The sequence below is a fragment of the Bradyrhizobium sp. SZCCHNR1002 genome (genome assembly GCF_032381435.1).
Classification (GTDB): domain Bacteria; phylum Pseudomonadota; class Alphaproteobacteria; order Rhizobiales; family Xanthobacteraceae; genus Bradyrhizobium; species Bradyrhizobium aeschynomenes.
In genome coordinates, this window is sequence record NZ_JAUHIS010000001.1 from 1,569,987 (window position 1) to 1,591,262 (window position 21,276).

Annotated in this window: 18 protein-coding genes; 7 read left to right on the plus strand and 11 right to left on the minus strand. The window is 66.1% G+C overall.

The window, feature by feature from the left end; translation table 11 throughout:
- Positions 1-101: 101 nt before the first annotated feature.
- Both QX108_RS06960 and QX108_RS06965 read right to left on the minus strand, forming a co-directional pair.
- Positions 102-3,245 carry an efflux RND transporter permease subunit gene (locus QX108_RS06960; RefSeq protein ID WP_315780228.1) on the minus strand — a complete coding sequence of 1,048 codons (3,144 nt, stop codon included), beginning with the start codon at positions 3,243-3,245 and terminating at the stop codon, positions 102-104.
- Between the two features lie 29 nt (positions 3,246-3,274).
- Entirely contained in the window at positions 3,275-4,456 is a 1,182-nt protein-coding gene (locus QX108_RS06965) for an efflux RND transporter periplasmic adaptor subunit (protein WP_315780226.1), read from the minus strand.
- Between the two features lie 897 nt (positions 4,457-5,353).
- Between QX108_RS06965 and QX108_RS06970 the strand changes: the two genes are divergently transcribed.
- Together QX108_RS06970 and QX108_RS06975 are read left to right on the plus strand one after the other, a co-directional pair.
- Entirely contained in the window at positions 5,354-6,439 is a 1,086-nt protein-coding gene (locus QX108_RS06970) for a dienelactone hydrolase family protein (RefSeq protein WP_315780224.1), read from the plus strand.
- Positions 6,440-6,539: 100 nt separating this feature from the next.
- Positions 6,540-7,025 carry a hypothetical protein gene (locus QX108_RS06975; protein WP_172115566.1) on the plus strand — a complete coding sequence of 162 codons (486 nt, stop codon included), beginning with the start codon at positions 6,540-6,542 and terminating at the stop codon, positions 7,023-7,025.
- A 21-nt stretch (positions 7,026-7,046) separates the two neighbouring features.
- Here the strand turns inward: QX108_RS06975 and blaOXA are convergent, their stop codons facing one another.
- The 4 genes from blaOXA to QX108_RS06995 form a co-directional block, all read right to left on the minus strand.
- The gene (gene blaOXA / locus QX108_RS06980; protein WP_315780222.1) at positions 7,047-7,865 is read right to left on the minus strand and encodes an OXA-1091 family oxacillin-hydrolyzing class D beta-lactamase; all 819 of its coding nucleotides are present in this window, start codon (positions 7,863-7,865) and stop codon (positions 7,047-7,049) included.
- An 85-nt stretch (positions 7,866-7,950) separates the two neighbouring features.
- Positions 7,951-8,232 carry an EscU/YscU/HrcU family type III secretion system export apparatus switch protein gene (locus QX108_RS06985; protein ID WP_172115570.1) on the minus strand — a complete coding sequence of 94 codons (282 nt, stop codon included), beginning with the start codon at positions 8,230-8,232 and terminating at the stop codon, positions 7,951-7,953.
- On the minus strand, positions 8,229-9,872 hold the full coding sequence (locus QX108_RS06990; RefSeq protein WP_315780220.1) for a flagellar hook-length control protein FliK: 1,644 nt from the start codon (positions 9,870-9,872) through the stop codon (positions 8,229-8,231). The genes QX108_RS06985 and QX108_RS06990 overlap by 4 nt, the downstream gene beginning before the upstream one ends.
- 61 nt (positions 9,873-9,933) lie before the next feature.
- Positions 9,934-10,716: an ATP12 family chaperone protein gene (locus tag QX108_RS06995; RefSeq protein WP_315780218.1), complete on the minus strand. Its 783-nt coding sequence runs from the start codon at positions 10,714-10,716 to the stop codon at positions 9,934-9,936.
- Between the two features lie 91 nt (positions 10,717-10,807).
- Here QX108_RS06995 and QX108_RS07000 point away from each other — a divergent pair, with 91 nt between their 5' ends.
- Complete coding sequence (locus tag QX108_RS07000; RefSeq protein WP_315780216.1) at positions 10,808-11,248, plus strand: hypothetical protein; 441 nt, start codon at positions 10,808-10,810, stop codon at positions 11,246-11,248.
- Between the two features lie 97 nt (positions 11,249-11,345).
- Here the strand turns inward: QX108_RS07000 and QX108_RS07005 are convergent, their stop codons facing one another.
- A complete protein-coding gene (locus QX108_RS07005) occupies positions 11,346-12,734 on the minus strand; it encodes an RluA family pseudouridine synthase (protein WP_315780214.1) in 1,389 nt (462 codons plus the stop codon).
- 106 nt (positions 12,735-12,840) lie between these two features.
- Here QX108_RS07005 and QX108_RS07010 point away from each other — a divergent pair, with 106 nt between their 5' ends.
- The gene (locus QX108_RS07010; protein WP_315780212.1) at positions 12,841-13,791 is read left to right on the plus strand and encodes an alpha/beta hydrolase; all 951 of its coding nucleotides are present in this window, start codon (positions 12,841-12,843) and stop codon (positions 13,789-13,791) included.
- 75 nt (positions 13,792-13,866) lie between these two features.
- On the opposite strand, the gene QX108_RS07015 is transcribed toward QX108_RS07010, so the two are convergent.
- The 4 genes from QX108_RS07015 to QX108_RS07030 all read right to left on the minus strand — a co-directional run bounded on the left by QX108_RS07015 (position 13,867) and on the right by QX108_RS07030 (position 18,589).
- Positions 13,867-14,961 carry a hypothetical protein gene (locus tag QX108_RS07015; protein ID WP_315780210.1) on the minus strand — a complete coding sequence of 365 codons (1,095 nt, stop codon included), beginning with the start codon at positions 14,959-14,961 and terminating at the stop codon, positions 13,867-13,869.
- Between the two features lie 464 nt (positions 14,962-15,425).
- The gene (locus QX108_RS07020; RefSeq protein WP_315780208.1) at positions 15,426-16,760 is read right to left on the minus strand and encodes a replication-associated recombination protein A; all 1,335 of its coding nucleotides are present in this window, start codon (positions 16,758-16,760) and stop codon (positions 15,426-15,428) included.
- Positions 16,757-18,151 carry a DegQ family serine endoprotease gene (locus QX108_RS07025; protein WP_315780206.1) on the minus strand — a complete coding sequence of 465 codons (1,395 nt, stop codon included), beginning with the start codon at positions 18,149-18,151 and terminating at the stop codon, positions 16,757-16,759. Before QX108_RS07025 ends, QX108_RS07020 begins: the two co-directional genes overlap by 4 nt.
- 60 nt (positions 18,152-18,211) lie before the next feature.
- Positions 18,212-18,589, minus strand: coding sequence for a helix-turn-helix domain-containing protein (locus tag QX108_RS07030; protein WP_315720697.1), 378 nt, complete (start codon positions 18,587-18,589; stop codon positions 18,212-18,214).
- A gap of 116 nt (positions 18,590-18,705) precedes the next feature.
- Here QX108_RS07030 and QX108_RS07035 point away from each other — a divergent pair, with 116 nt between their 5' ends.
- From QX108_RS07035 to QX108_RS07045, 3 genes are all read left to right on the plus strand, one after another.
- A complete protein-coding gene (locus QX108_RS07035; protein WP_315780204.1) occupies positions 18,706-19,722 on the plus strand; it encodes a zinc-binding alcohol dehydrogenase family protein in 1,017 nt (338 codons plus the stop codon).
- Between the two features lie 376 nt (positions 19,723-20,098).
- Positions 20,099-20,488 (plus strand): GFA family protein, encoded by a 390-nt coding sequence (locus QX108_RS07040; protein ID WP_315780203.1) that lies wholly within the window; start codon positions 20,099-20,101, stop codon positions 20,486-20,488.
- Between the two features lie 55 nt (positions 20,489-20,543).
- A complete protein-coding gene (locus QX108_RS07045; RefSeq protein ID WP_315780201.1) occupies positions 20,544-21,224 on the plus strand; it encodes a site-2 protease family protein in 681 nt (226 codons plus the stop codon).
- Positions 21,225-21,276 lie beyond the last annotated feature (52 nt).

A 21,276-nucleotide genomic window follows, 5' to 3' on the forward strand; every position in this document is an offset into this window, starting at 1 on the left:
CTACGAGTCTGCCACACACCACGATTTTTGGTTATGGGTCCCGGCGTTCGCCGGGACGACATTGGAGGTTGCCGGACAAGCGGCTTCCATCGGCGATGGCCTTAGTGCGCCGTGGAGGGCAGTTGCTCCTTCGGAGCCGTCGCGACCGCCGCCTTGTCGCGGGTGAAGAAGCGGATCACCATCACGAAGAACACCGGCACCCAGAACACGGCGAGGAAGGTCGCCGTGATCATGCCGCCGAGCACGCCGGTGCCGAGCGCCTGCTGGCTCGCGCCGCTCGCGCCGGTGGCGACGACCAGCGGCACCACGCCGAGGATGAAGGCCAGCGACGTCATGATGATCGGCCGGAACCGCAGCTCACAGGCGGTCACCGTGGCCTCGATCAGCGGCGTGCCGCGGGCCCGCAGGTCCTTGGCGAACTCGATGATGAGAATGGCGTTCTTGGCCGACAGGCCGATGATGGTGATGACGCCCACCGTGAAATAGACGTCGTTCGGCAGTCCGCGCAGCCAGGCCGCGGCGACCGAGCCGACCAGACCGAGCGGCACCGCGAGCATCACGGCAAACGGGATCGCCCAGCTTTCGTACAGCGCGGCAAGGCACAGGAACACGAACAGGATCGACAGGCCGAGCAGGAACACCGCCTGCGAGCCGGCGAGCTTCTCCTGCAACGACTGGCCGGTCCAGGCATAGCCGAACCCCTTGGGCAAGGTGCCCATCAGCCGCTCCATCTCGGCGATCGCGTCGCCCGAGGTGTAGCCGGGCTTGGGATTGCCGGTGATGCGCACCGACGGGTAGCCGTCGAAGCCGACCACCTGGGTCGGGCCGACCGACCAGGCGATGCGCGAGAATGACGAGAACGGCACCATCTCGCCGGCATTGTTGCGCACGCTGTAGGTGAGCAGATGCTCGGGCTTGGTCCGCTTGTCGTCATTGGCCTGAACGATGACGCGCTGCATGCGCCCGAGGTTCAGGAAGTCGTTGATGTAGTTCGAGCCGAGGCTGGTCGACAACGCGCCGTTGATCGCGGCAAAGGTCACGCCGAGCGCGGCGGCCTTGGCGCGGTCGATCTCGAGCCGAACCAGCGGCGCCGGCGGCAAGCCCTCGACGCTGAGCTTGCCGAGCACCGGCGAGGCGGCGGCGGCCGCGAACAACTGGTCCTTCGCCGCCATCAGGGCGTCGTAGCCGCGCTGCGAGCGATCCTGCAAACGGAAGCTGAAGCCCGAGGTGTTGCCGAGATTGTCGATCGGCGGCGGCGCCAGCACCGACACCTCGGCGTCGCGGATCTTCGCCAGCTCCGGATTGAGTCGCGCGATCAAGGCATCGGCGCTCTCGTTGCGGCCGCGCTCCGACCAGTCCTTCAAGGTGACGAAGGCCTGAGCCGTGTTGGAGCCCTGTCCATAGAAGCTGAAGCCGGCGATGAACGATACCGTGTCGATGCCGGACGTCTCGGCAAGCTTCTTCTCGACTGTCTTGATCACATCGAGCGTGCGGTTGGTGCTGGCGTCGGCCGGCGTCAGCACGTCGACCATCACGAAGCCCTGGTCGTCGACCGGCAGGAAGCCGCCCGGCAACCGCCACAACGAATAGCCGAGCCCGGCCAGCAGCAGCACGTAGATGAGCATGAAGCGGCCACCGCGCGCCACGACCCAGCGCGTCGCGCCGGTGTAGCGCTCCGTCACCCGCCCGAACCAGCGGTTGAACCAGCCGAAGAAGCCGCCCTTGGCGTGGCCATGGCCCTTCTCGATCGGCTTGAGCAGGGTCGCGCACAGCGCAGGAGTCAACGACAGGGCCAGGAAGGCGGAGAAGCCGATCGACACCACCATGGACGCCGAGAACTGCTGATACATGATGCCGACCGAGCCGGGAAAAAAGGCCATCGGCACGAATACCGCCATCAGCACCAGGGTGATGCCGATGACGGCGCCGGTGATCTGCTCCATCGCCTTGACGGTCGCCTCAACAGGCGACAGCCCCTCCTCCGCCATGATGCGCTCGACGTTCTCGACGACGACGATCGCGTCGTCGACCAGGATGCCGATCGCGAGCACCATGCCGAACATCGTCAGCACATTGATGGAGAAGCCGAGGCTGAGCAGCACCGCGCAGGTGCCGAGCAGCGCGATCGGCACCACGATGGTCGGGATCAGCGTGTAGCGGATGTTCTGCAGGAACAGGAACATCACCAGGAAGACGAGGATCACCGCCTCGCCCAGGGTCATCAGCACCTTCTTGACCGAGGCGGCGATGACCGGGGTGATGTCGTAGGAGACCTCGTATTTCACTCCGGGCGGGAAGAAGCCCGCGAGCTCGGCCATCCGCGTCTTGACCGCCTTGGCGGTCGCGAGCGCATTGCCGGTCGGCGCCAGCTGCACGGCGACGGCGGCCGCCGGCTTGCCGTCCAGCCAGGACGAGAAGGCGTAGGTCAGGCCTCCGACCTCGATCTTCGCCACGTCGGACAGCTTCACGGTGGAGCCGTTGAGGTTGGCGCGCAGCACAATGTTGCCGAACTCTTCCGGCGATTCCAGCTGTCCCTTGACCAGCACCATGTTCTGGGTGCGCTGGCTCGATGGTGACGGCGGCACGCCGAGGATGCCGGAGGCGACCTGCGAGTTCTGCGCAGCGATCGCGGCGTCGACGTCCTGCGCGGTCAAACCGAGCCCGAGCAGCTTGTCGGGATCGAGCCAGATGCGCATCGCGCGCTCGGTCGCAAACAAACGGGCGCGGCCGACGCCCGGCAGGCGCCGCAGCTCCGGGAGAACGTAGCGCGTCGCGACGTCGCCGAGGCCGATCTCGTCGAGACTGCCGTCGGTCGAGGTCAGCGTGACGAACTGAAGGATGGCGCTCGAGGCTTCGAGAATGACGATGCCCTGCTTGCGCACCGCCTCGGGCAGACGCGGCTCGATGCGCTTGATGCGGTTCTGGACGTCGACGGCCGCGAGCTCGATGTCGGTGCCCGGCTTGAACTGGGCGATGATCTCGACCTCGCCGGTGGTGTCGCTGGTCGATTCGTAGTTCAGAATTCCGGAGGCGCCGTTCAGCTCCTCCTCGATCAGACGCGTGACGCTGTAATAAAGGTTCTCGGTCGATGCGCCGGGATAAGCGGTCGAGATCGAGATCGAGGGCGGCGCGATGATCGGGTATTGCGCGACGGGCAGGAACGGAATCGACAGGATGCCGCCGAGACAGATGAAGATCGCCACGACCCAGGCAAAGATCGGACGTGCGATGAAGAAGCGTGACATGACGGATGGTCTCCGGGCCGTAGCGGCGTTCAGTTCGGAGCGGACGGCTTGTCGGATCCGGAGGCTTTCCACGGTACCGGCGTGACCGCGCTGCCCGGGCCGAACTTCTGGAAGCCGTCGACCACGATCCGCCAGCCCGGCTTGAGGCCATCCTCGATCAGCATCCCGCCATTGAGCGCGCGCCCGAGCCGCACCGGCTGCAGATTGGCGCGGCTCTCATTGTTGACCACATAGACGGCGCTGCCGCCGGCCGTCGTGCGCTGCACCGCCTGGCTGGGCACGACGATGCCCGCGGCATCGATCGCCTCCTCGATCTGAACGCGGACATACATGCCCGGGAGCAGTTCGCCCTCCGGATTGGGAAACTCGCCGCGCAGGGTGACCTTCGCGGTGCCCGGATCGACGCTGACGTCGGAGAACAGCAGCCGACCTGGATGCTTGTACATCGAGCCGTCATCGAACAGCAGGCGGACCCGCGCCGCCTCGCGCGACACGCTCTTGAGGCGGCCTTCAGCGAGATCGCGCCGCAGCTGGTTCAACTCGTCCACGGACTGGGTGAAGTCGGCATAGACCGGATCGAGCTGCTGGATCGTCGCCAGATGCGTCGTCTCGTTGGGATTGACCAACGCGCCTTCGGTCACCAGCGCGCGGCCGATGCGGCCCGAGATCGGCGCCCGCACCGTCGCCCAGTCGAGATTGAGCTGTGCCTGGGCGAGAGCCGCCTTCTGAGCGGCCACGTCGGCCTGCGCCTGACGCTCCGAGGCCACCGCAAGCTCGTACTGCGCCTGGGTGGTCGCCTCGCCCTTCAAGAGGTTCTTCAGGCGATCCTCCTGGCGGTCCGCCTGATAGAGCACAGCCTCGGCCTTGGCGAGCGCTGCGCGCGCCTTCTCCAACTCGACCTCGAACGGGGCCGGATCGATCCGGTAGAGCACCGCCCCGGCTTCGACCATGGCGCCCTGCTGAAAGCTGCGCTCGATCACGATTCCGCTGACGCGCGGGCGCACCTCCGCGATCCGCATCGAGGTGATCCGCCCCGGCAGGTCCTTCGTCAACGTGACCGGCGCGGATACGAGGTTGACGACACCGACCTCGGGAGCACCGGACACATGCGGCGCAGCCGCGCCGCCCTGATCGCTGCACGCCGCAAGCGTGATGACGGAGACGGCGCAGATCGTCGCGCCGGCGGAACGGATCAACTGCTCTTTCAACATGAAGCCCATCTAATAACGTCGCCGGCGCGCGTCATTTCCCGACGGCCGTCAGACCACTCCGATCGCGTGGGCCTGCCGTCCAGGTCGTCGCTCACAAACTTGGCGCGCCGTATACCACGATCGCGAGCCGACGAATTTTCGTGCGGCGCTTACATAGGTGAGTTGATAGCTCACAGCCACCTACTTTCCTCAACAAAACGGCGACTGCGACAACAACGCAGGGATGCTTCGCCGCGACCGATGCGGCTACGCCTGCGCGCTTTGTCGCGTGCTTCATTTTGACGCTGTCGATCCGAACAACACATAGTCCCTCAACGTGAAACGACCACCGGTGGAATACGGATCAATACTGCACGACATTATTTCGCAGGCCGGCGCCGGTCATTGTCTTGGAAACGAGCGCGACCAGCAGTCGGCCGGGTTGTCCCCGGGATTCGATGGTCTCCCGAATACCGTCACGATTGGAGCGAGCCGCTAACGATTGATTTACGATGCGAGGCGCGACGAAGCTCTCATCAGTCCATCACGACCGGCGTGGCCCATTGCTGACCGCCCTTCTTGCGCCGCGCACCTCTCGTGCTCGTGAGCGAATTGAAGAGGCTTGGACTCGTTCTGCAACAAGCGCCGATGGCCTTGCTGGCGCCTCGCGACGACACGGCGGACTCGTCCGCTGCTCGTGCTGCGTCTCCGGCGAAGCCCCGCGCGTTGCAGCAGCGCAATGGATGTCAGGATCTCGTCGAAGCCCGGCCGACCTCTCGCGACGCACCAATCGCCTGCTCGGTGCGTTGTCCACCGCTGTCCGCTGGCGCAGCCGATGCGCTCGTTTGACAGCCTCGCGCCCACTCGTTCTACTTGGCTCCAATGCCGCGCAACAAGCAGCGAGCCGGGAGGATCATCATGAAGCGACACGTGGAAGCGGCGCGTATGGTCTCGACCGCGTGTGAGTCCGTCGGTTTCAGTCGCGCAACGCGCCGTGCCGGCCGGCGCTCCCTTCGCGCCGTCGCCGCTGCGGCCGCAAGCCTTGCGATTGTCGGCGTCGCGCTCACGGGCAACGCGCAGGCGCAGGGCATCTGGAAGGACGTGCCGGCCCGGGTCGAGATGTATCCTATTCCTTCGCTCACCTTGTCCGACCGGCAATTCCTGTCCGGCGACGACGGCGGCAAGCCGGTCACCGTGGTCGGCGAATTGCGGGTCGCGCAGGGCAGCGGCAGGCTGCCGGTGGTCGTCTTGATGCATGGCTCGGGCGGCGTCGGCGCGAACATCGCGGCCTGGAGCCGCACCTTCAACGCGATGGGGATTTCGACCTTCGCGATCGACGGCTTCACCGGGCGCGGCATCACCACCACCAGCACCAACCAGGCGCAGCTCGGCCGGCTCAACCTGATCATGGACATCTACCGCTCGCTCGACGTGCTGGCGAAGCATCCGCGCGTCGATCCGGAGCGGATCGTGCTGATGGGTTTTTCGCGCGGCGGACAGGCGGCGCTCTATGCCAGCCTCGAGCGCTTCCACAAGCGCTGGAATCATTCGGGGGTGCAGTTCGCGGCCTACATTCCGTTCTATCCGGACTGCGCAACGACCTATCTCGGCGATACCGACGTTGCGGCGCGCCCGATCCGCATCTTCCATGGCGGACCGGACGACTACAATCCGGTGCGAACGTGCAAGGCCTATGTCGAACGGCTGAAGGCCGCCGGGCGTGACGTCGAGCTGACCGAATATCCGGACTCGCCGCACGGCTTCGATCTCGGCCTGCTCGGCGCCAATATGCTTGCCGTCGCAACCAAGGCGCAGACCGTGCGCAACTGCCACATCAAGGAAGGCGACGGCGGTGTGCTGATGAACGCCGACACGCAGCAACCGTTCACCTATCAGGATGCCTGTGTCGAGCTGGACCCGCATGTCGGCGGCAATCCGGCCACCGCCGAGGCCGCGCGGCAGGCGGTGACGGATTTTCTGCGGGCGCTGCTCAAGTTGTCGTGAGCAAAAATAGAACGATTTGGATCAATTATTGAGGTGACAGATCGAACGGATCGGGTGTTGTTGCGTTGTCGCTCGCTTTTCGACGATGAAACGGAGCCCGATGATGCGCGCCTCTCGCCTTGCAATCCCGACTTTGCTCACCGCCCTCGCACTGGGCGGCGCAGCCCATGGCGCACCCGCCTCGCCGTTCCGGGCGCTGGAGGGCTCCTGGACCGGCGGCGGCGTGATCAACCTGTCCGACGGCAACCAGGAGCGGCTGCGCTGCCGGGCGGCCTACGACGTCGGCGGCGCCGGGGAGCAGTTGCGCCTCAACATCCGCTGCGCCAGCGACAGCTACAACATCGATCTCTCCAGCGACGTCGCCTATCGCGGCGGCGAGATTTCCGGCCAATGGAGCGAGGCGAGCCACAACGCGTCGGGCACCATCGAGGGCCGCGCCGTCGGCAACCGCATCGAGGCCCAGGCGCGCGGCCAGACCTTCTCGGCCGGCCTTGCGCTGACGACCAGCGGCAAGCGGCAGACGGTGTCGATCCGCCCGGCGGGCACGGACATCCGAGGTGTCGACCTGGAGCTGGCGCGCAGATAAGCGCTCCCGTCGCCGCGACGTTCAAAGCGCGCCGATGTCCTTCAGGCACGCCTGGGCCACCGTCATGCGCGCTTCGACGTGACGTGGCTCGGGGCAATCCATGTTGAGTGCGAACACGGTCGGCTGGTCACCCTTGTCGACCCAGCCGACCATCCAGCCGAGCGCGCCCTGCTCCTTGCCGAGCAATCCCGACTTGTAGTGGATGACGGCGTCGCCGACCTTGGTGACGGGAATGATGTCGCGCGTCAGATCCTGGCTGCGCTTGGCCACCGGCAATGCGCCGCGCCGCAGGCGATCGATGAAATCGACCTGCTCGACGGGATCGATCCGCAGCGCGCCCGTCAGCCAGAACTGATCGATGCCGCCGCCGATGTCATGATTGCCGTAGTCGAGCTCCTCGAGATATTTCTGCATCCGCTCGGGCCCGATGCGCCGCGCGATCTCCTGATAGACCGGCACGGCCGACACCGCGATCGCGCTGCGCAGCGTATGGTCCTTGTTCCAGGCCTCGATCGATCTGGTGATGCCGTCCCATTTGAACACGTCCTTGTCGGGGTCGGCGACGACGCCGGTCTCCAGCGCGATCAGCGAATTGGCGATCTTGAACGTCGAGGCCGGCAGCCTCGCCTCGCCGGAGCGCTCGGTGTCGCTGGCGATGATGAGATACTCCTCCACCTTGTAGGCGAGGAACGTGCCCTTGGTGGCGGCCTCGGTGAAGCGCTCGGCGAGCGCGCCGCGGATCTCGTTGCGCGGCGGCGCGACATGCGCGAAGGCGCGCGCGGGCAGCAGGCTGGCGCCGGCCAGCAGGCCAAGCGCATGGCGGCGGCTCATGATGGGCATCGCGTCATCTCTCCGTCGAATTCCACCCCTGCCTATCACAGGGCGACGACCATCGAGGCATGACGGAGATCACAATGCGGCGCGCTCAGCGCATCGGCCGCGACAGATTGAGTACGAACACCAGCACCTCGGCGACGGCCTTGTAGAGCTCCTCGGGAATCTCGTCGCCGAGCTCGACATTGGAGAGCGCGCCGGCCAGCACCTCGTTCTCCTCGATCGGGATGTCGTGCGCCTTGGCAACCTCGATGATCTTGGCGCCGATCGTGCCCTTGCCCTTGGCGACCACGCGCGGCGCGCCCTGGCCCTTGTCGTAATGCAGCGCGACGGCGAGCTGGGTCTTGCTGGCGGCCTTCACGTCGATGCTCATAGCGCGCGATCCAGGAAATGGCCGGCCTTGGGCGGCATCACCGCCGGCGGCGCGCCGTCCTGCACCACGAGATCGCCCGGCGACAGCTCGGCGCGGCTGAGCGCCTGGCCGAGATCGGACAGGCCAGCACGCAGCCGCGCGGCGGTGACCGGGCGCTCGGCCCACATCCGCACGGAGGTCCGCTCGGCGCTGAACGAGATCAGTGCATGCACGGGACCCGCCGGCTCGACGTCGAGCGAGAAGCGCGCGCGCCAGACGCGCTTGGCGGCATCGGGCGCCTGCGTGCCGCCGTCGCGCGAGATCTCGAACTGCGCCATCGCCGTGCCCTGAGGCGTGGCGAAGGGGATCTCGAAATTCCAGCGCGGCGACGAGGAATCGGTGCGCGCGGTCGAGGCATCCGGGCGATCCGGCAGCGAGGCGACCTGCAGCAGCGTCTGCCGCGACAGCGCCTGATCGGTCTCGTCGAGCAGCCGGTGCGCAATTGCCGGCAGCGGCATGTCGGACCCGAGCGTCGGCGTCGCCACGTGCTGCGGCACCGGCGCACCGCCACGGAATGGCGGCGGCGGCGTGTTGGTGCGGGCGACGACGTCGCCGCGGCCATTGGTGTTGCGTCCGGGAATGAGGCCGGCGGCACGCGGGATCTGCTGCTGCGCCTCCTGCAGCACGGCCAGCACCGCGCCGGGGGTCAGCGACTGCGCCTTGGCCCCCGTCAGGGACTCGATCAGCGCCGAACCGGTGAGGCCGGCGGACGCGACATCGGCCCGGCCCATGCCGGTGGCCCAGGGCTGCGGGGGCAGCTCGATGTCGATATCCGGCACCAGCGAGGGCGCCGCATTCTGTTGCTGCGCGGCGGCGGCACGGCCGGCCTCCGACAGCACCGAGGCGTAGGAGGCACCGGGCGACGGCGTCGTCGATCCGGTGGCGCCGGGATCGACGGTCTGCAGCACCGCCGCCAGCGTCTGGCGCAGCACGATCAGCGCCGCCTTCAGGTCGGGCCCGCCGGCACCGGCGCTGCCATTGGCGAGCGAGGATTCCAGGAACAGGCCGGAATTGCGCACCGCGCCCTGCACGTCCTCCGCCGTCAGCGCCGGCGACAGCTGCGTCTGCTGCGCCAGCACCTGGGCAACGGCCGCGCGCAACGCCGGCGGAAGATTTGGCGAGTCGGCCACGGCCTGGAGATCGGCGAACAACGGCCCCTGGCTGCCCTGGCGTGTAGCCGCCTCCTCGCTGGCGATCGACACCGCGAGCCGCTCGAGCCCGGTCAGCGGATCGGGAGGCGGTGCCAAGGTCGGCGCGAGGCGGCCGGTGACGTCGACCACGGTGGCGGCCGGCGTCGGCGTGCCGCCCGTGCCCGAAGCGGCGCCCTGCCCGACGATCGCGAGCTGCAGGCCATGCGCGGTCTGCGACACCGCGACCTGCACGGACTGGCCGGCCTGCAGCGGCAGCTCGCTGGCGAGCTCCATCGACAGGTTACCGATCGCGACCTGGACCAGATTCTCGGCGAGCACCTGCTGCACCCTGGCGCTGAGCAGCGCACCGGCCTGCAGCGTGGTCGCTCCCGCCACCGTGGTTCCGGACGGCGCGTTGCCGACGCCGCGGACGGCGCTCACGGAAGGCGGCGGGGTGACACTCTGGACCATGCGCGTACTCGGGTTACGCGCACAGCCTAGCCCCTCGCCCTAAACCCGGCGTTAACCGGCCTCAGTGCGACGCGCCGAGCTCCCGGAGGATGCGAACAGCGGCCTGATAGTCGATCTGCTTGGCGGCGCGGCGGCTCATCGCCTCCTCGTCGGCCCCCCATTGCGCCACGTTCCAGTCCTCGTCGACATGAGCAGCCGCCCAGACCTGGTCGGCATCGCGCACGCCGTGCACCAGCGCCAGCGCCAGCAGCGCCGAACCGGTCAATGTGGTGACCACATGGGCGGCGGCCACGGCCCAGGGGCCCGTCGGCAGCGCGCTCCGCGCCGCCTGCACCGCCGCATCCGGCTGGCTGACATGCATGATCCCCTCGGACAGGATGAAACGCGCGCCGAGATTGTCGCGCGCCCAGTCCAGCACCGGGTCCCAATGCTCGGCCTCGCGGGCCACCAGCGCCTCCGGGTTTGCCGCACGATAGAACAGCAGGTCGGACTGGAGGTATTTGGCGATGTCCTCGCGCACGTCCTCGACGCGATCCACCACCGACTGCACCACGCTGTTGGCGAACCGCGTCAGCGGCATCTGGGTGGGATCGATGCTGTCGCCTTGGGCCAGCCATTCCGCGGCGATGGCTTCCGCGAGCTCCTTCGCAGGGATGACGACGAGCCGGCCCGACGGCGTGCGGATCGGCCGGCCATCGAGCGTCACATGGAAGCCGCCGTCGGCCGCGGCGGTCCCGGCCTCCTTGTAGAAGCGCTTGCGCAGTGGCGCGCGCATCGCCTGGCGCGCCGATTCCTGCGGATCGAGCGGCGACCGGCCGGCGACGTCGTCGAACAGTTCACGCATGGAAATTCCGGCCCTCTCATAGGGAAGGATCACACAGGATCCGTGGTTTGCGCGCTAGATAAGCCCTGTCCGCCCGAAATGCGAGCTGCCGATGCGTGCCCCGCTCTCCATCCTGATCCTGCTCGGCAGCGCCGTCCCGGCCGCCGCCGGCTTCGGCACGCCGGAATCGCTGGTACGCAACGTCTATGCGCATTACGGCCGGGGGGCGCCGGAGCTGTCGGCGGGCCTGCCGCGGACGGCCGAGGCCGCGCGGCAGTTCTTCGATCCGAGCCTCGCGAAGGCCTGGACAGCGCCGCGGCGCGAGCCCTACGACTTTATGGTGCAGAGCCCGCGCTGGAGGCTCGGCCCGGTCGCGATTGCGATCTTGCGCAGGCAGTTCGACAAGACCTATGTCGCGGCGAGCTTCGACAACCAGGGCCGCCGCGTGAGCCTCAACTTCATCGTGGTCAAGGGGCCGGACGGCTGGGTCATTCTAGACATCGAGACGCCGCACGATTCACTGCGGCTGTTCCTGGAGCAGTTCAGGAAGTGAAACGCATAGCCCGGATGAGCGCAGCGATATCCGGGGTCCCACGCGCCGTTCGATTGAACACGCATGTCGCTGCGCTCATGCGGGGTACGACAATCGCTCACTCCTCCGGCGCGTTCTCGATCGGGTCGAAGCGGTCGTGCTCGAGGCCGAGCAGGTTCCACGACTGCAGCATGTGCGGCGGCAGCGGCGCGGTGGCGTCGATGAACCCGCCGCGCGGATGCGGAATGACGATGCGGCGCGCCAGCAGATGCAGCCGGTTCTGCAGGCCGCCGGGCAGCGACCAGTTCTCGATGTTGAAATATTTGGGATCGCCGACGATGGGATGGCCGATATGGGCCATGTGCGCACGCAGCTGGTGGGTGCGCCCGGTCACCGGCTTTAGCGACACCCAGGCGAGCTTGTTGGCGGAGGCCTCGACCACGGCGTAATAGGTCACGGCGTGGCTGGCGCCTTCGTCGCCATGGGCGGCGACGCGCATGATGGTGTCGTCCTCGCCCTCGTCCTTGGCGAGATAGGTCGAGATGCGGCCCTGCTTCGGCTTCGGAACACCCGCGACCAGCGCCCAGTAGATCTTGCGCGCCGAACGGCTGCGGAAGGCGCCGGTCAGATGCGTCGCGGCGAAGCGCGTCTTGGCGATCAGCAGACAGCCGGAGGTCTCGCGGTCGATGCGGTGCACGAGCCGCGGCTTCTGGCCCTTGGCGTCGCGCATGACCTCCAGCATCTGGTCGATGTGCCGCGTCATGCCGGAGCCGCCCTGCACCGCGAGCCCCACCGGCTTGTTGAGGACGAGCACGTCGTCATCCTCATACAGCGTCATCGCCTTCAGGCTATCGAGGGTCTTCTGCTCGGCCTCCGACAACACGCCCGAAACCTTCGGCGCATCGAGCTTGAGCGGCGGAATACGGACGGTCTGGCCTTCCTCCAGGCGGTCCTTGGAGTCCGCGCGCTTGCCATCGACGCGCAGCTCGCCTTTGCGGACGATGCGCTGGATGTGGGAGAACGACAGGCCGGGAAAGCGCGCCTCGAGGAAACGGTCGACGCGCATGTTGTTCTCATCGGCGGTGACGACGACGGTCTGGACCTTGGTGGGCAGCACTGCCGTTTCCGGCTCGGGCTTCTTCGGCGGCGGCGCAGCGACTGGTTTGCGCTCGGACCGCTCGGAGCCGAAGCGCGCGGGCTTGGCCGCAGCGGCGCGCTTGCCGCGCGGCTCGAACGTCTCGCGCCGATCCTCGCGCTCGCCGCGGGGTGCGCGGACGCGGTCACCCTTGCCTCGCCCAAACTCGCTGCGCGGCGCGTCACGCTCGCCGGCAAAGCTCTCGCGCCGCGGACGATCGCCATCCGTCCGCTTGCCCGGTTCGCGCTTTGGCGCCCCGCGCTTGGCCGGCGCACCTGCGCTGCGCGCGGCTTCGGCCTTCGGCCGCTCATCTTTGCGGCGATCGGTCGGGCGGTCGGATCGGGTCTGGGTTCGCTTGATGCGGCGGCTCATGGGTGCTGCCTATCGCAAAAGCCCCTGCCAGTCACGGCGAAATCACGGTAAATCGGCCCGGCAAGGCCTCCCCTTGCGCGAATCGGACACGATCGGAGCTGACCCGATGATGCTGACGAGACTGGCCCTGACGATCCTGACGGCCGCGCTGACGCTCGGTGCCGCGCAGGCGCAGCAGAGCCCGATGCCGGACGACATCGCCTGGAAGCTGATCGAGATCGGCCGCGCCATCGACCCGCCGAAGACGGCTGCGATCTACGCGCCGCTGCAGGCGCGGGAACCCTATGTGGGCGTGAAGGTTCAGCGCGACGTCCGCTACGGCACCGCCGAGCGCAACCTGCTCGACGTCTTCACGCCGGAGACCGCGACGGCTGCGCCGCGCCCGATCCTGATCTTCGTGCATGGCGGCGCCTTCATCGGCGGCAACAAGCGCACCACGCCCGACAGCCCGTTCTACGACAACATCATGCTGTGGGCCGTGAAGAACGGCTTCGTCGGCGTCAACATCACCTACCGTCTGGCGCCGAAATTCCCCTGGCCCGCCGGCGTCGAGGACGTCGCAAGCGCGGTGCAATGGGTCGCGGCCCACGCCGCCGAGAACGGCGGCGATCCCGCACGGATCTTCCTGATGGGCCATTCCGCGGGCGCCGTGCACGTCGCGACCTATGTCGCGCATCCCGAATTCCACAAAGTCGGCGGCGGCGGCCTTGCGGGGGCCATCATGGCCTCCGGGGTCTACGACCTCACGGCGACGCCGCTCGGCGACCAGGAGATGGCCTATTTCGGCACCGACCCCTCCCGCTTCAAGGAGCGGTCGTCGCTAGCCGGCCTGCAAGCCTCGTCGCTGCCGCTGATGATCGCCTCCGCCGAGATGGACCCGCCGCGCTTCGTCGAGCAGTTCGATTTGTTGAAGCAGGCCACGTGCAAGCGGCCATCCGGCTGCGCCCGCGCGGTGATGCTGCCGCAGCACAGCCATATGTCGGAGGTGTATTCGATCAACACCGACGACGACCGGCTGACGCGGGAGATTGCCGAGTTCGTGCAGACAGGGAAGTAAGCTGGCGTCTCTTGTCACGGAAGCAGACGGCAGCTCTCCAGATGGGCGAACTGCCGTCTGCTGCGCCGCTGGCGTCTATTTTCCAATCACCGATATGCTGACGTTCTTCGGAATGTTGATCGGGTCGTTGGACTGGTTGGCAAAATCCATGTGCCACCAAGTACTATCCACGAATACGCTGATGACGGGTATCGCCCCCGACTGTCTAACGGTGATGTTGTTGCCGTTGCTCTGGAAGCTTGTCCCCATGCCAGCATTGACTGTATCGATGATACCGCCGGAAGACTTCGCCAGATCGAAAACTTCAGTGTCCTTGTCGCCGATGAATTTGATCTGTGCGTGCCAGCCCAAGCGGACCGGCCTTGGCGCACTCGGTACAACGTTCAACGAAACCGCATAGGTACCAGCCCTCAGCCGATCACAAGACCATGAGAACGAATTGCCTCTCGTTATGGATCCCGGGTCTTCGGTCTGCGTGATGACACACCGGTTGGCAAATTTTTGCTCCGGAGGGATCGGAGGCGGCAAAGGCGTCAGAATCAGCGAATCGGAAAGCCCGGCATTCGCATCGTCGTTGAGTGCCAGCATGGAAGACTTGGCAGGCCTGTCGATGACGATGATCCTTTCACCGGCGCTCACCGTTTTCGGAAGGGACGCGTCCTTCGCGGCAGCACCCATCCATTTCACAGGAAGTGGATTAGGACTGCCGCCAACCACGCCGTACACGACACGGAATGACAGGTCAGAATCGGTCGCCTTGTCAGGAACGATGTACAAACCCCGACTCTTCTGCCTAATACATTCCTTGTAGGCATCCGCCGCCTCAGCCCCGAGTCCTGTCCAAGAGACGTTGTGGAACTGGTCCTGCGAGAAACTCTCTGTCGTACTCGTCTTATAGCGATCGATACTCTCACGGAACTGGTCGTAATTTGCGCCCACCGGCACGCCATATATGACAGCCGATGCGCCGGCAGAATCCTTGATCTTGTTATATGCCTCCTTGTCCACGAACGTTGCCATTCGCCAGTCGGACTTAGAAGCATCTATCTTATTGTAAGTGGAAACGATTAGTGCGGCGTCGCACTCCGACAAGGATCCCGCTGCTGCAGTGCCGACGCCAAAGATGAAAAGACCCGCAATAGAGGCGACCGCCCCCAACTTGAAGATCATGACTTGCTCCTTGATATGAATTGAAAAAACGAAATTTGTCATGTGGCACGAGAGGAAGCTGCCCTTCCTTCGATGATCGATTATCCTGCTCGGAAAGATGACTTACGACCTCGAGACGCACTCACACGATCGGGCTGCCGTCGAACTGCAGCCCCGCCCCCACAACATTCACTGATCACGCATCGTCGAAGTAGAGTGTACGTCGCTAGCTAACGAAAAGACGAGATCGACCCGCGGCGCTAAATCAATCCCCCTATTTCGAAAATAGTCAAGCAAGCTCCGTAGATTCTGACTGCCTCACCAACGTTCACATCGCGACAGCTGCACCACGGCGTGCTTGCTGCACTGCGCGAGACCGCGGAAGCCCGCTAAGAAAGGTCAGCGTCATCAGTCTGCTTCTTCCTGATGTCAGGCCAACCCAGCGTCACCGGCAACGGTCAGCACCTCTAAAGAGAGGTACTATGCTATCCACCCCGCTCCTTACGCAGCTTCGCCCAGTAATCCAGCCGCTTCCGGATCTCGCGCTCGAAGCCGCGTTCCGGCGGGTCGTAGAAGTGCTGGCGGCCGAGGGCCTCGGGGAAGTAGTCCTGGCCGGAAAACGCGTCGGGCGTGTCGTGGTCGTACTGATAGCCCGTGCCATAGCCCTCGCTCTGCATCAGCTTGGTGGGTGCATTGAGGATATGCTTCGGCGGCAGCAATGAGCCACCCTCCTTCGCGACGCGCTTGGCGGCGCCGAAGGCCTTGTAGGCGGCGTTGGATTTCGGTGCAGTCGCGACATAGATCACGGCCTGCGCGATCGCGAGCTCGCCTTCGGGCGAGCCGAGAAAGTCGTAGGCGTCCTTGGCGGCATTGGCGATGACCAGCGCCTGGGGATCGGCCAGCCCGATGTCCTCCACCGCCATGCGCACGATGCGGCGGGCGAGAAACAGCGGATCCTCGCCGGCGTCGAGCATGCGGGCGAAGTAGTACAGCGCCGCATCCGGATCGGAGCCGCGCACCGATTTGTGCATGGCCGAGATCAGGTTGTAGTGGCCGTCGGCCGACTTGTCGTAGATCGGCGCGCGGCGCTGCAGGATCTCCTGCAACTGTACCGCATTGAAGATCTCGCCCTTGCGCGCTGAGCGCCACACTTCCTCGGCGAGCGTCAGCGAGGCCCTGCCGTCGCCGTCGGCCATGCGGATCAGCACGGCACGCGCCTCGTCGTCGAGCGGCAGCTTGCGGCCTTCGACGGCTTCAGCGTTGCTATAGAGCCTCTCGATCGCAGCGGCGTCGAGCGAGTGGAACACCAGCACGCGCGAGCGCGACAACAGAGCGGCGTTGAGCTCGAATGACGGATTCTCCGTGGTGGCGCCGACCAGCACGACGGTGCCGTCCTCCATCACCGGCAGGAAGGAGTCCTGCTGCGCCCGGTTGAAGCGATGCACCTCGTCGACGAACAGAAGCGTGCCCTGCCCGGTCTCGCGCCGGGCGCGCGCGGCGTCGAACACCTTCTTCAGATCGGCGACGCCGGAAAACACCGCCGAGATCTGCTCGAAGTGCAGCTCGGTGGCGTCGGCCAGCAGCCGCGCGACTGTCGTCTTGCCGGTGCCCGGCGGGCCCCAGAAGATCAGCGAGCCCAGCGTGCGCGTCTCCAGCATGCGCGTCAGCGCGCCGTCAGGGCCGAGGATGTGGTCCTGTCCGACCACATCCGACAGCTCGTGCGGGCGCAGCCGCTCCGGCAGCGGCCGCGGCGCATCGTGCTCCATCCCCGCCGCGGCGAAGAGGCTCGGTCCGCCCTGCTGCGGCCGCTTCGGGCTCATCCGCCGAGCGTGACGTTGATCTGCTGGCCGCCGCGCAGCACGGTGATGCGCCAGAGGCGGGCCTGCTCGCGCGAGGCCTTGTCGAGATCGGTGGTCTTGGCGATCTTCTGGTTGTTGACGGCCATGATCACGTCGCCCTTCTGGAAGCCGACATTGGCCGCCGTGGTGCCGTCGCCCGGTTCGAGAATGACGACGCCTTCGGTGTCGGCATCGAGATGCAGCTCGTCGGCGACGGCCGGCGAGATGTTGGCGACCTTGGCACCCTGGAACGGCGAGCGGCCGTTGATGACCATCTCGTTGCGTCCGGTGTCCGGCGCCGTCTCCAGCGCGACCGCGACCTTCACCGGCTTGCCGCCGCGCTGCACCTCGATGTGCGCGGTCCCGCCGAGAGGACGGGTGGCGAAGCGATAGTCGAAGGCGTTGGGATCGTCCACGGTCTGGCCGTCGATCGACACGATCAGATCCGACGACTTGATGCCGGCTTTCGCCGCCGGGCTGTTCGCCACCACCGAGGCGACCAGCGCGCCGGTCGGCGAACGCAGGCCGAGGCTCTCGGCAATCTCCGGCGTCACTGCCTGCAGCCGCGCGCCGAGCCACGGACGCTTCACCGCCTTGCCGCCGCTCTTGGCCGAGGCCACGACGACCCGCACCATGTTGGCGGGGATCGCAAAGCCAATGCCCTGCGAGCCGCCGGACTTCGAATAGATCGCCGTGTTGATGCCGGCGAGCCGCCCGGTCATGTCGACCAGCGCGCCGCCGGAATTGCCGGGATTGATCGCCGCGTCGGTCTGAATGAAGAACTGATAGTCGGTGATGCCGACCTGGGTGCGCGCAAGCGCCGACACGATGCCGTGCGTCACGGTCTGGCCGACGCCGAAGGGATTGCCGATGGCCAGCACGACGTCGCCGACCAGGAGGTCATCTGAATTGGCGAGCTCGAGGGTCGGAAACTGCTCCTTGGTCCCCTTCAGCTTGAGCACCGCGAGATCGGTGCGGCTGTCCTTCAGCACGATTTCTGCCTCGAACTCGCGCTTGTCGGACAGCGACACCTTCACCTCGTCGGCCCCCTCGATGACATGCACGTTGGTGACGACGAGACCGGATGAATCGATCATCACGCCGGAGCCGAGCGAGCGCTGCATCTGCTCCTGTGGTCCGCCTTGCAGGCCGAAGAAGCGGCGGAAGATCGGATCGTCGAGGAAGGGATTGCGGTTCTGCACCACCTTGGCGGCGTAGACGTTGACCACCGCGGGCTGCACGCGCTGTACGATCGGCGCATAGGACAGTCGCAGCTCGGCCGCGGATTGCGGCACGCGCCGGTCCTGCGCCGCGAGCGGTGTGGCGGCCAGCAGCGACAGCAGCAGGGCTACGGTGGAGCGAATCAACGTCATGCGACAAATCCTGGAAAAATGAGGCCCTGGATATAGGCGGAACGGCCGTGATGGCCAAGCTCAGGCGGTCTGATGCGGCGTTTTGATGGTCTCGGCAACGGGGGCACAGGACAGCCGTTCCTGGTGCCGCTCGCCCCACGTCCTGAGCACCTCGATAACCGGCCGCAGGCTCTCGCCGATCTCGGAGAGGCTGTACTCCACGCGCGGCGGCACCTCGGCGTAGACCTTGCGGACCACCAGCCCGTCCTCCTCCAGCGCGCGCAACTGCTTGGTCAGCATGCGCTGCGTCACGCTCGGCATCAGCCGGCGCAGCTCGCCGAAGCGCTGGCTGCCGCCCTGCAGGTGGTAGAGGATCACCCCCTTCCACTTGCCGTCGATCAGATCGAGCGTGGCTTCGACCGCGCAGCCAGGGCGGCGGGCGAAATTCTTCCGTTTCATCGCGTTTTGGCCCAATAGTATCCAAACGGGGACTAGTTCCCTGTTTTTACAGTACTTGCCGAAACGACGCCAGCAGGACAAGTAAATCCCATGGAGAAGCCAGCCAGGAGATTGTGATGAAGGCCGTCGGTTACCAGCAGTCGCTCGCCATCATCGAGGAGCGCGCGCTGTTCGATTTCGAAACCGCCAAGCCCGAGCCGAAAGGGCGCGACATCTGCGTCGCGGTGAAGGCGATCTCGGTCAATCCCGTCGACACCAAGGTGCGCAAGCGTGCCGCGCCGCCGGCCGGCGAGACCAAGATCCTCGGCTATGACGCCGCCGGCGTGGTCGAGGCGGTCGGCCCCGAGGTGACGCTGTTCAAGGCCGGCGACGAGGTCTTCTACGCCGGCTCGATCCTGCGCCAGGGCACCAACGCCGAATTCCATCTCGTCGACGAGCGCATCGTGGGCCGCAAGCCCAAGAGCCTGTCGTTCGCCGAAGCCGCCGCCCTGCCCCTGACCTCGATCACCGCCTGGGAGCTGCTCTTCGACCGGCTCGGCGCTATCACTGGCAAGAGCCTCGACGATCGCACTCTGCTGATCACCGGCGCGGCCGGCGGCGTCGGCTCGATCCTGATCCAGCTCGCGCGCCGTCTCACCGGCTTGACCGTGCTCGCGACCGCGACGCGGCCGGAATCGCGCGACTGGTGCCTGGCGCTCGGCGCCCACGCCGTCGTCGACCACGCCATACCGATGAAGGAACAGATCGACGCGCTCAAGCTGCCGCCTGTCGCGCTCGTCGCGAGCCTCACCCACAGCGACCAGCACTACAAGGCGATCGCCGAGCTCATGGCGCCGCAAGGCAAGTTCGGCCTGATCGACGATCCCGCCGAGTTTTCGATCGCCGCCTTCAAGGGCAAGGCGATCTCGATCCACTGGGAATCGATGTTCACGCGGTCGTCGTTCACGACGCCTGACATGATCGCCCAGCACAACCTGCTGAACGACGTGTCAGATCTGATTGACAAGGGCGTCATCCGCACCACGCTCGGCGACAACTACGGCACGATCAATGCGGCGAACCTCAAGCGCGCGCATGCGCTGATCGAGAGCAACACCTCACGCGGCAAGATCGTGCTGGAGGGGTGGGGCTAGCTCACCAACGTGGCAACCTCGGAGGTGGGCAAAGCAGCCACCGCAAGGCGGCAGCGTGCCCACCTCCCTCAGCGCGTTCCGCTGCGCAATGGTGGACGGCGCGACTAACCAACAAACGAGATCTCTCCGTCATTGCGAGCGAAGCGAAGCAATCCAGGGTCATCGCGGGACTCTGGATCGCTTCGTCGCTACGCTCCTCGCAATGACGGCTGCGAGAGCGCGTGTCGCCAGATGAGGACTCGCCGACCACACCCGATCTGCTCTATCAAAACTCGACAAGTCCGACCCTCGCATCTGGAAAAGCGTCCGTGAGCAGCCTCGAACAATCCGCGCAGCGATGCGCTGATGACATTCATCCGGGACGGAGACCGACATCATGACCCACCATGGCGGATGCTTCTGCGGTGCAGTGCGCTTCGCTTGCACGGGCGAGCCGATCAATGTCCGCATCTGCCATTGCCGCAACTGCCAGAAGGCGATGGGCTCGCCCTATTTCGCCCGCGCGCTGTTCTCCCATGAGGCGCTGACGATCCACGGCGAGACCGCGCGCTTCCCCTCGTCCGACGCGCTCGACCGGATGTTCTGCCCGCGCTGCGGCACGCGGCTGTTCTCCTGGCGCAAGACCCGCCCCGTCGTCGGTGTGGCGCTGGCCTGCTTCGACGATCCCAATGCGTTCAGGCCGACCGAGCACATCTGGACGTCGGCCAGGATCGGCTGGGTGAGCCTGGACGACGGCCTGCCGCAATTTCCGGAAAATCCCGCGTAGCATCGCGGAACCATCGTGCCTATGTAAGGCGTCAACGCGTCCGGAACCTCGCTCCTTGAACATCTCGCTCTACGGCATCTCGATCTGGATCCTGCCGGTCATCATCGCCATCACCTTTCACGAGGCGGCCCACGCCTTCGTCGCCTGGCGGTTCGGCGACGACACCGCCAAGCAACTCGGTCGCGTCAGCTTCAACCCGCTCAAGCACATCGATCCGTTCGGCACGATTCTGCTGCCGGGGATGCTGCTCCTGTCGGGCTCGCCGTTCCTGTTCGGCTATGCCAAGCCGGTCCCGGTCAACTTCCGCAACCTGCAGCCACTACGGGCCGGCATGATCATGGTCGCCCTGGCGGGGCCGGCGACCAACATCGTGCTGGCGCTGGCTGCCGGGCTGGCATTCCACGTCCTGCCACTGGTGCCGGCCGAGGGGGCGCGATGGGTTGCCCACAATCTGCTCAATGCCTTCTCGTTCAACATCCTGCTCGCGGTGTTCAACATGCTCCCGATACCGCCGCTCGATGGCGGCCGGGTGGCGGTCGGGCTGCTGCCATCCGTGCTGGCCCGGCCTTTTGCCCGGCTCGAGCCCTACGGCATGCTGATTCTGATCGGATTTTTGATCCTGCTGCCGCTCGCGGGTTCCCAGTTCGGTCTTAATCTTGATTTTGTGTCGGGGCTGCTCCGCGCCATGACCGATTCTCTCAAGCAACTGCTTCTGTTATTGACGGGTAACGCATAGGTCTCCGTATCAGGGACGGTAAACGAGCTCCGAGGCACTCTTGGTCAAAGCC

Excerpts from the sequence above, each read along its gene's own strand:
- QX108_RS06960 (WP_315780228.1), bottom strand. The coding sequence starts at position 3,245 with ATGTCACGCTTCTTCATCGCACGTCCGATCTTTGCCTGGGTCGTGGCG.
- QX108_RS06965 (WP_315780226.1), bottom strand. The coding sequence starts at position 4,456 with ATGTTGAAAGAGCAGTTGATCCGTTCCGCCGGCGCGACGATCTGCGCC.
- QX108_RS06970 (WP_315780224.1), top strand. The coding sequence starts at position 5,354 with ATGAAGCGACACGTGGAAGCGGCGCGTATGGTCTCGACCGCGTGTGAG.
- QX108_RS06975 (WP_172115566.1), top strand. The coding sequence starts at position 6,540 with ATGATGCGCGCCTCTCGCCTTGCAATCCCGACTTTGCTCACCGCCCTC.
- blaOXA (WP_315780222.1), bottom strand. The coding sequence starts at position 7,865 with ATGCCCATCATGAGCCGCCGCCATGCGCTTGGCCTGCTGGCCGGCGCC.
- QX108_RS06985 (WP_172115570.1), bottom strand. The coding sequence starts at position 8,232 with ATGAGCATCGACGTGAAGGCCGCCAGCAAGACCCAGCTCGCCGTCGCG.
- QX108_RS06990 (WP_315780220.1), bottom strand. The coding sequence starts at position 9,872 with ATGGTCCAGAGTGTCACCCCGCCGCCTTCCGTGAGCGCCGTCCGCGGC.
- QX108_RS06995 (WP_315780218.1), bottom strand. The coding sequence starts at position 10,716 with ATGCGTGAACTGTTCGACGACGTCGCCGGCCGGTCGCCGCTCGATCCG.
- QX108_RS07000 (WP_315780216.1), top strand. The coding sequence starts at position 10,808 with ATGCGTGCCCCGCTCTCCATCCTGATCCTGCTCGGCAGCGCCGTCCCG.
- QX108_RS07005 (WP_315780214.1), bottom strand. The coding sequence starts at position 12,734 with ATGAGCCGCCGCATCAAGCGAACCCAGACCCGATCCGACCGCCCGACC.
- QX108_RS07010 (WP_315780212.1), top strand. The coding sequence starts at position 12,841 with ATGATGCTGACGAGACTGGCCCTGACGATCCTGACGGCCGCGCTGACG.
- QX108_RS07015 (WP_315780210.1), bottom strand. The coding sequence starts at position 14,961 with ATGATCTTCAAGTTGGGGGCGGTCGCCTCTATTGCGGGTCTTTTCATC.
- QX108_RS07020 (WP_315780208.1), bottom strand. The coding sequence starts at position 16,760 with ATGAGCCCGAAGCGGCCGCAGCAGGGCGGACCGAGCCTCTTCGCCGCG.
- QX108_RS07025 (WP_315780206.1), bottom strand. The coding sequence starts at position 18,151 with ATGACGTTGATTCGCTCCACCGTAGCCCTGCTGCTGTCGCTGCTGGCC.
- QX108_RS07030 (WP_315720697.1), bottom strand. The coding sequence starts at position 18,589 with ATGAAACGGAAGAATTTCGCCCGCCGCCCTGGCTGCGCGGTCGAAGCC.
- QX108_RS07035 (WP_315780204.1), top strand. The coding sequence starts at position 18,706 with ATGAAGGCCGTCGGTTACCAGCAGTCGCTCGCCATCATCGAGGAGCGC.
- QX108_RS07040 (WP_315780203.1), top strand. The coding sequence starts at position 20,099 with ATGACCCACCATGGCGGATGCTTCTGCGGTGCAGTGCGCTTCGCTTGC.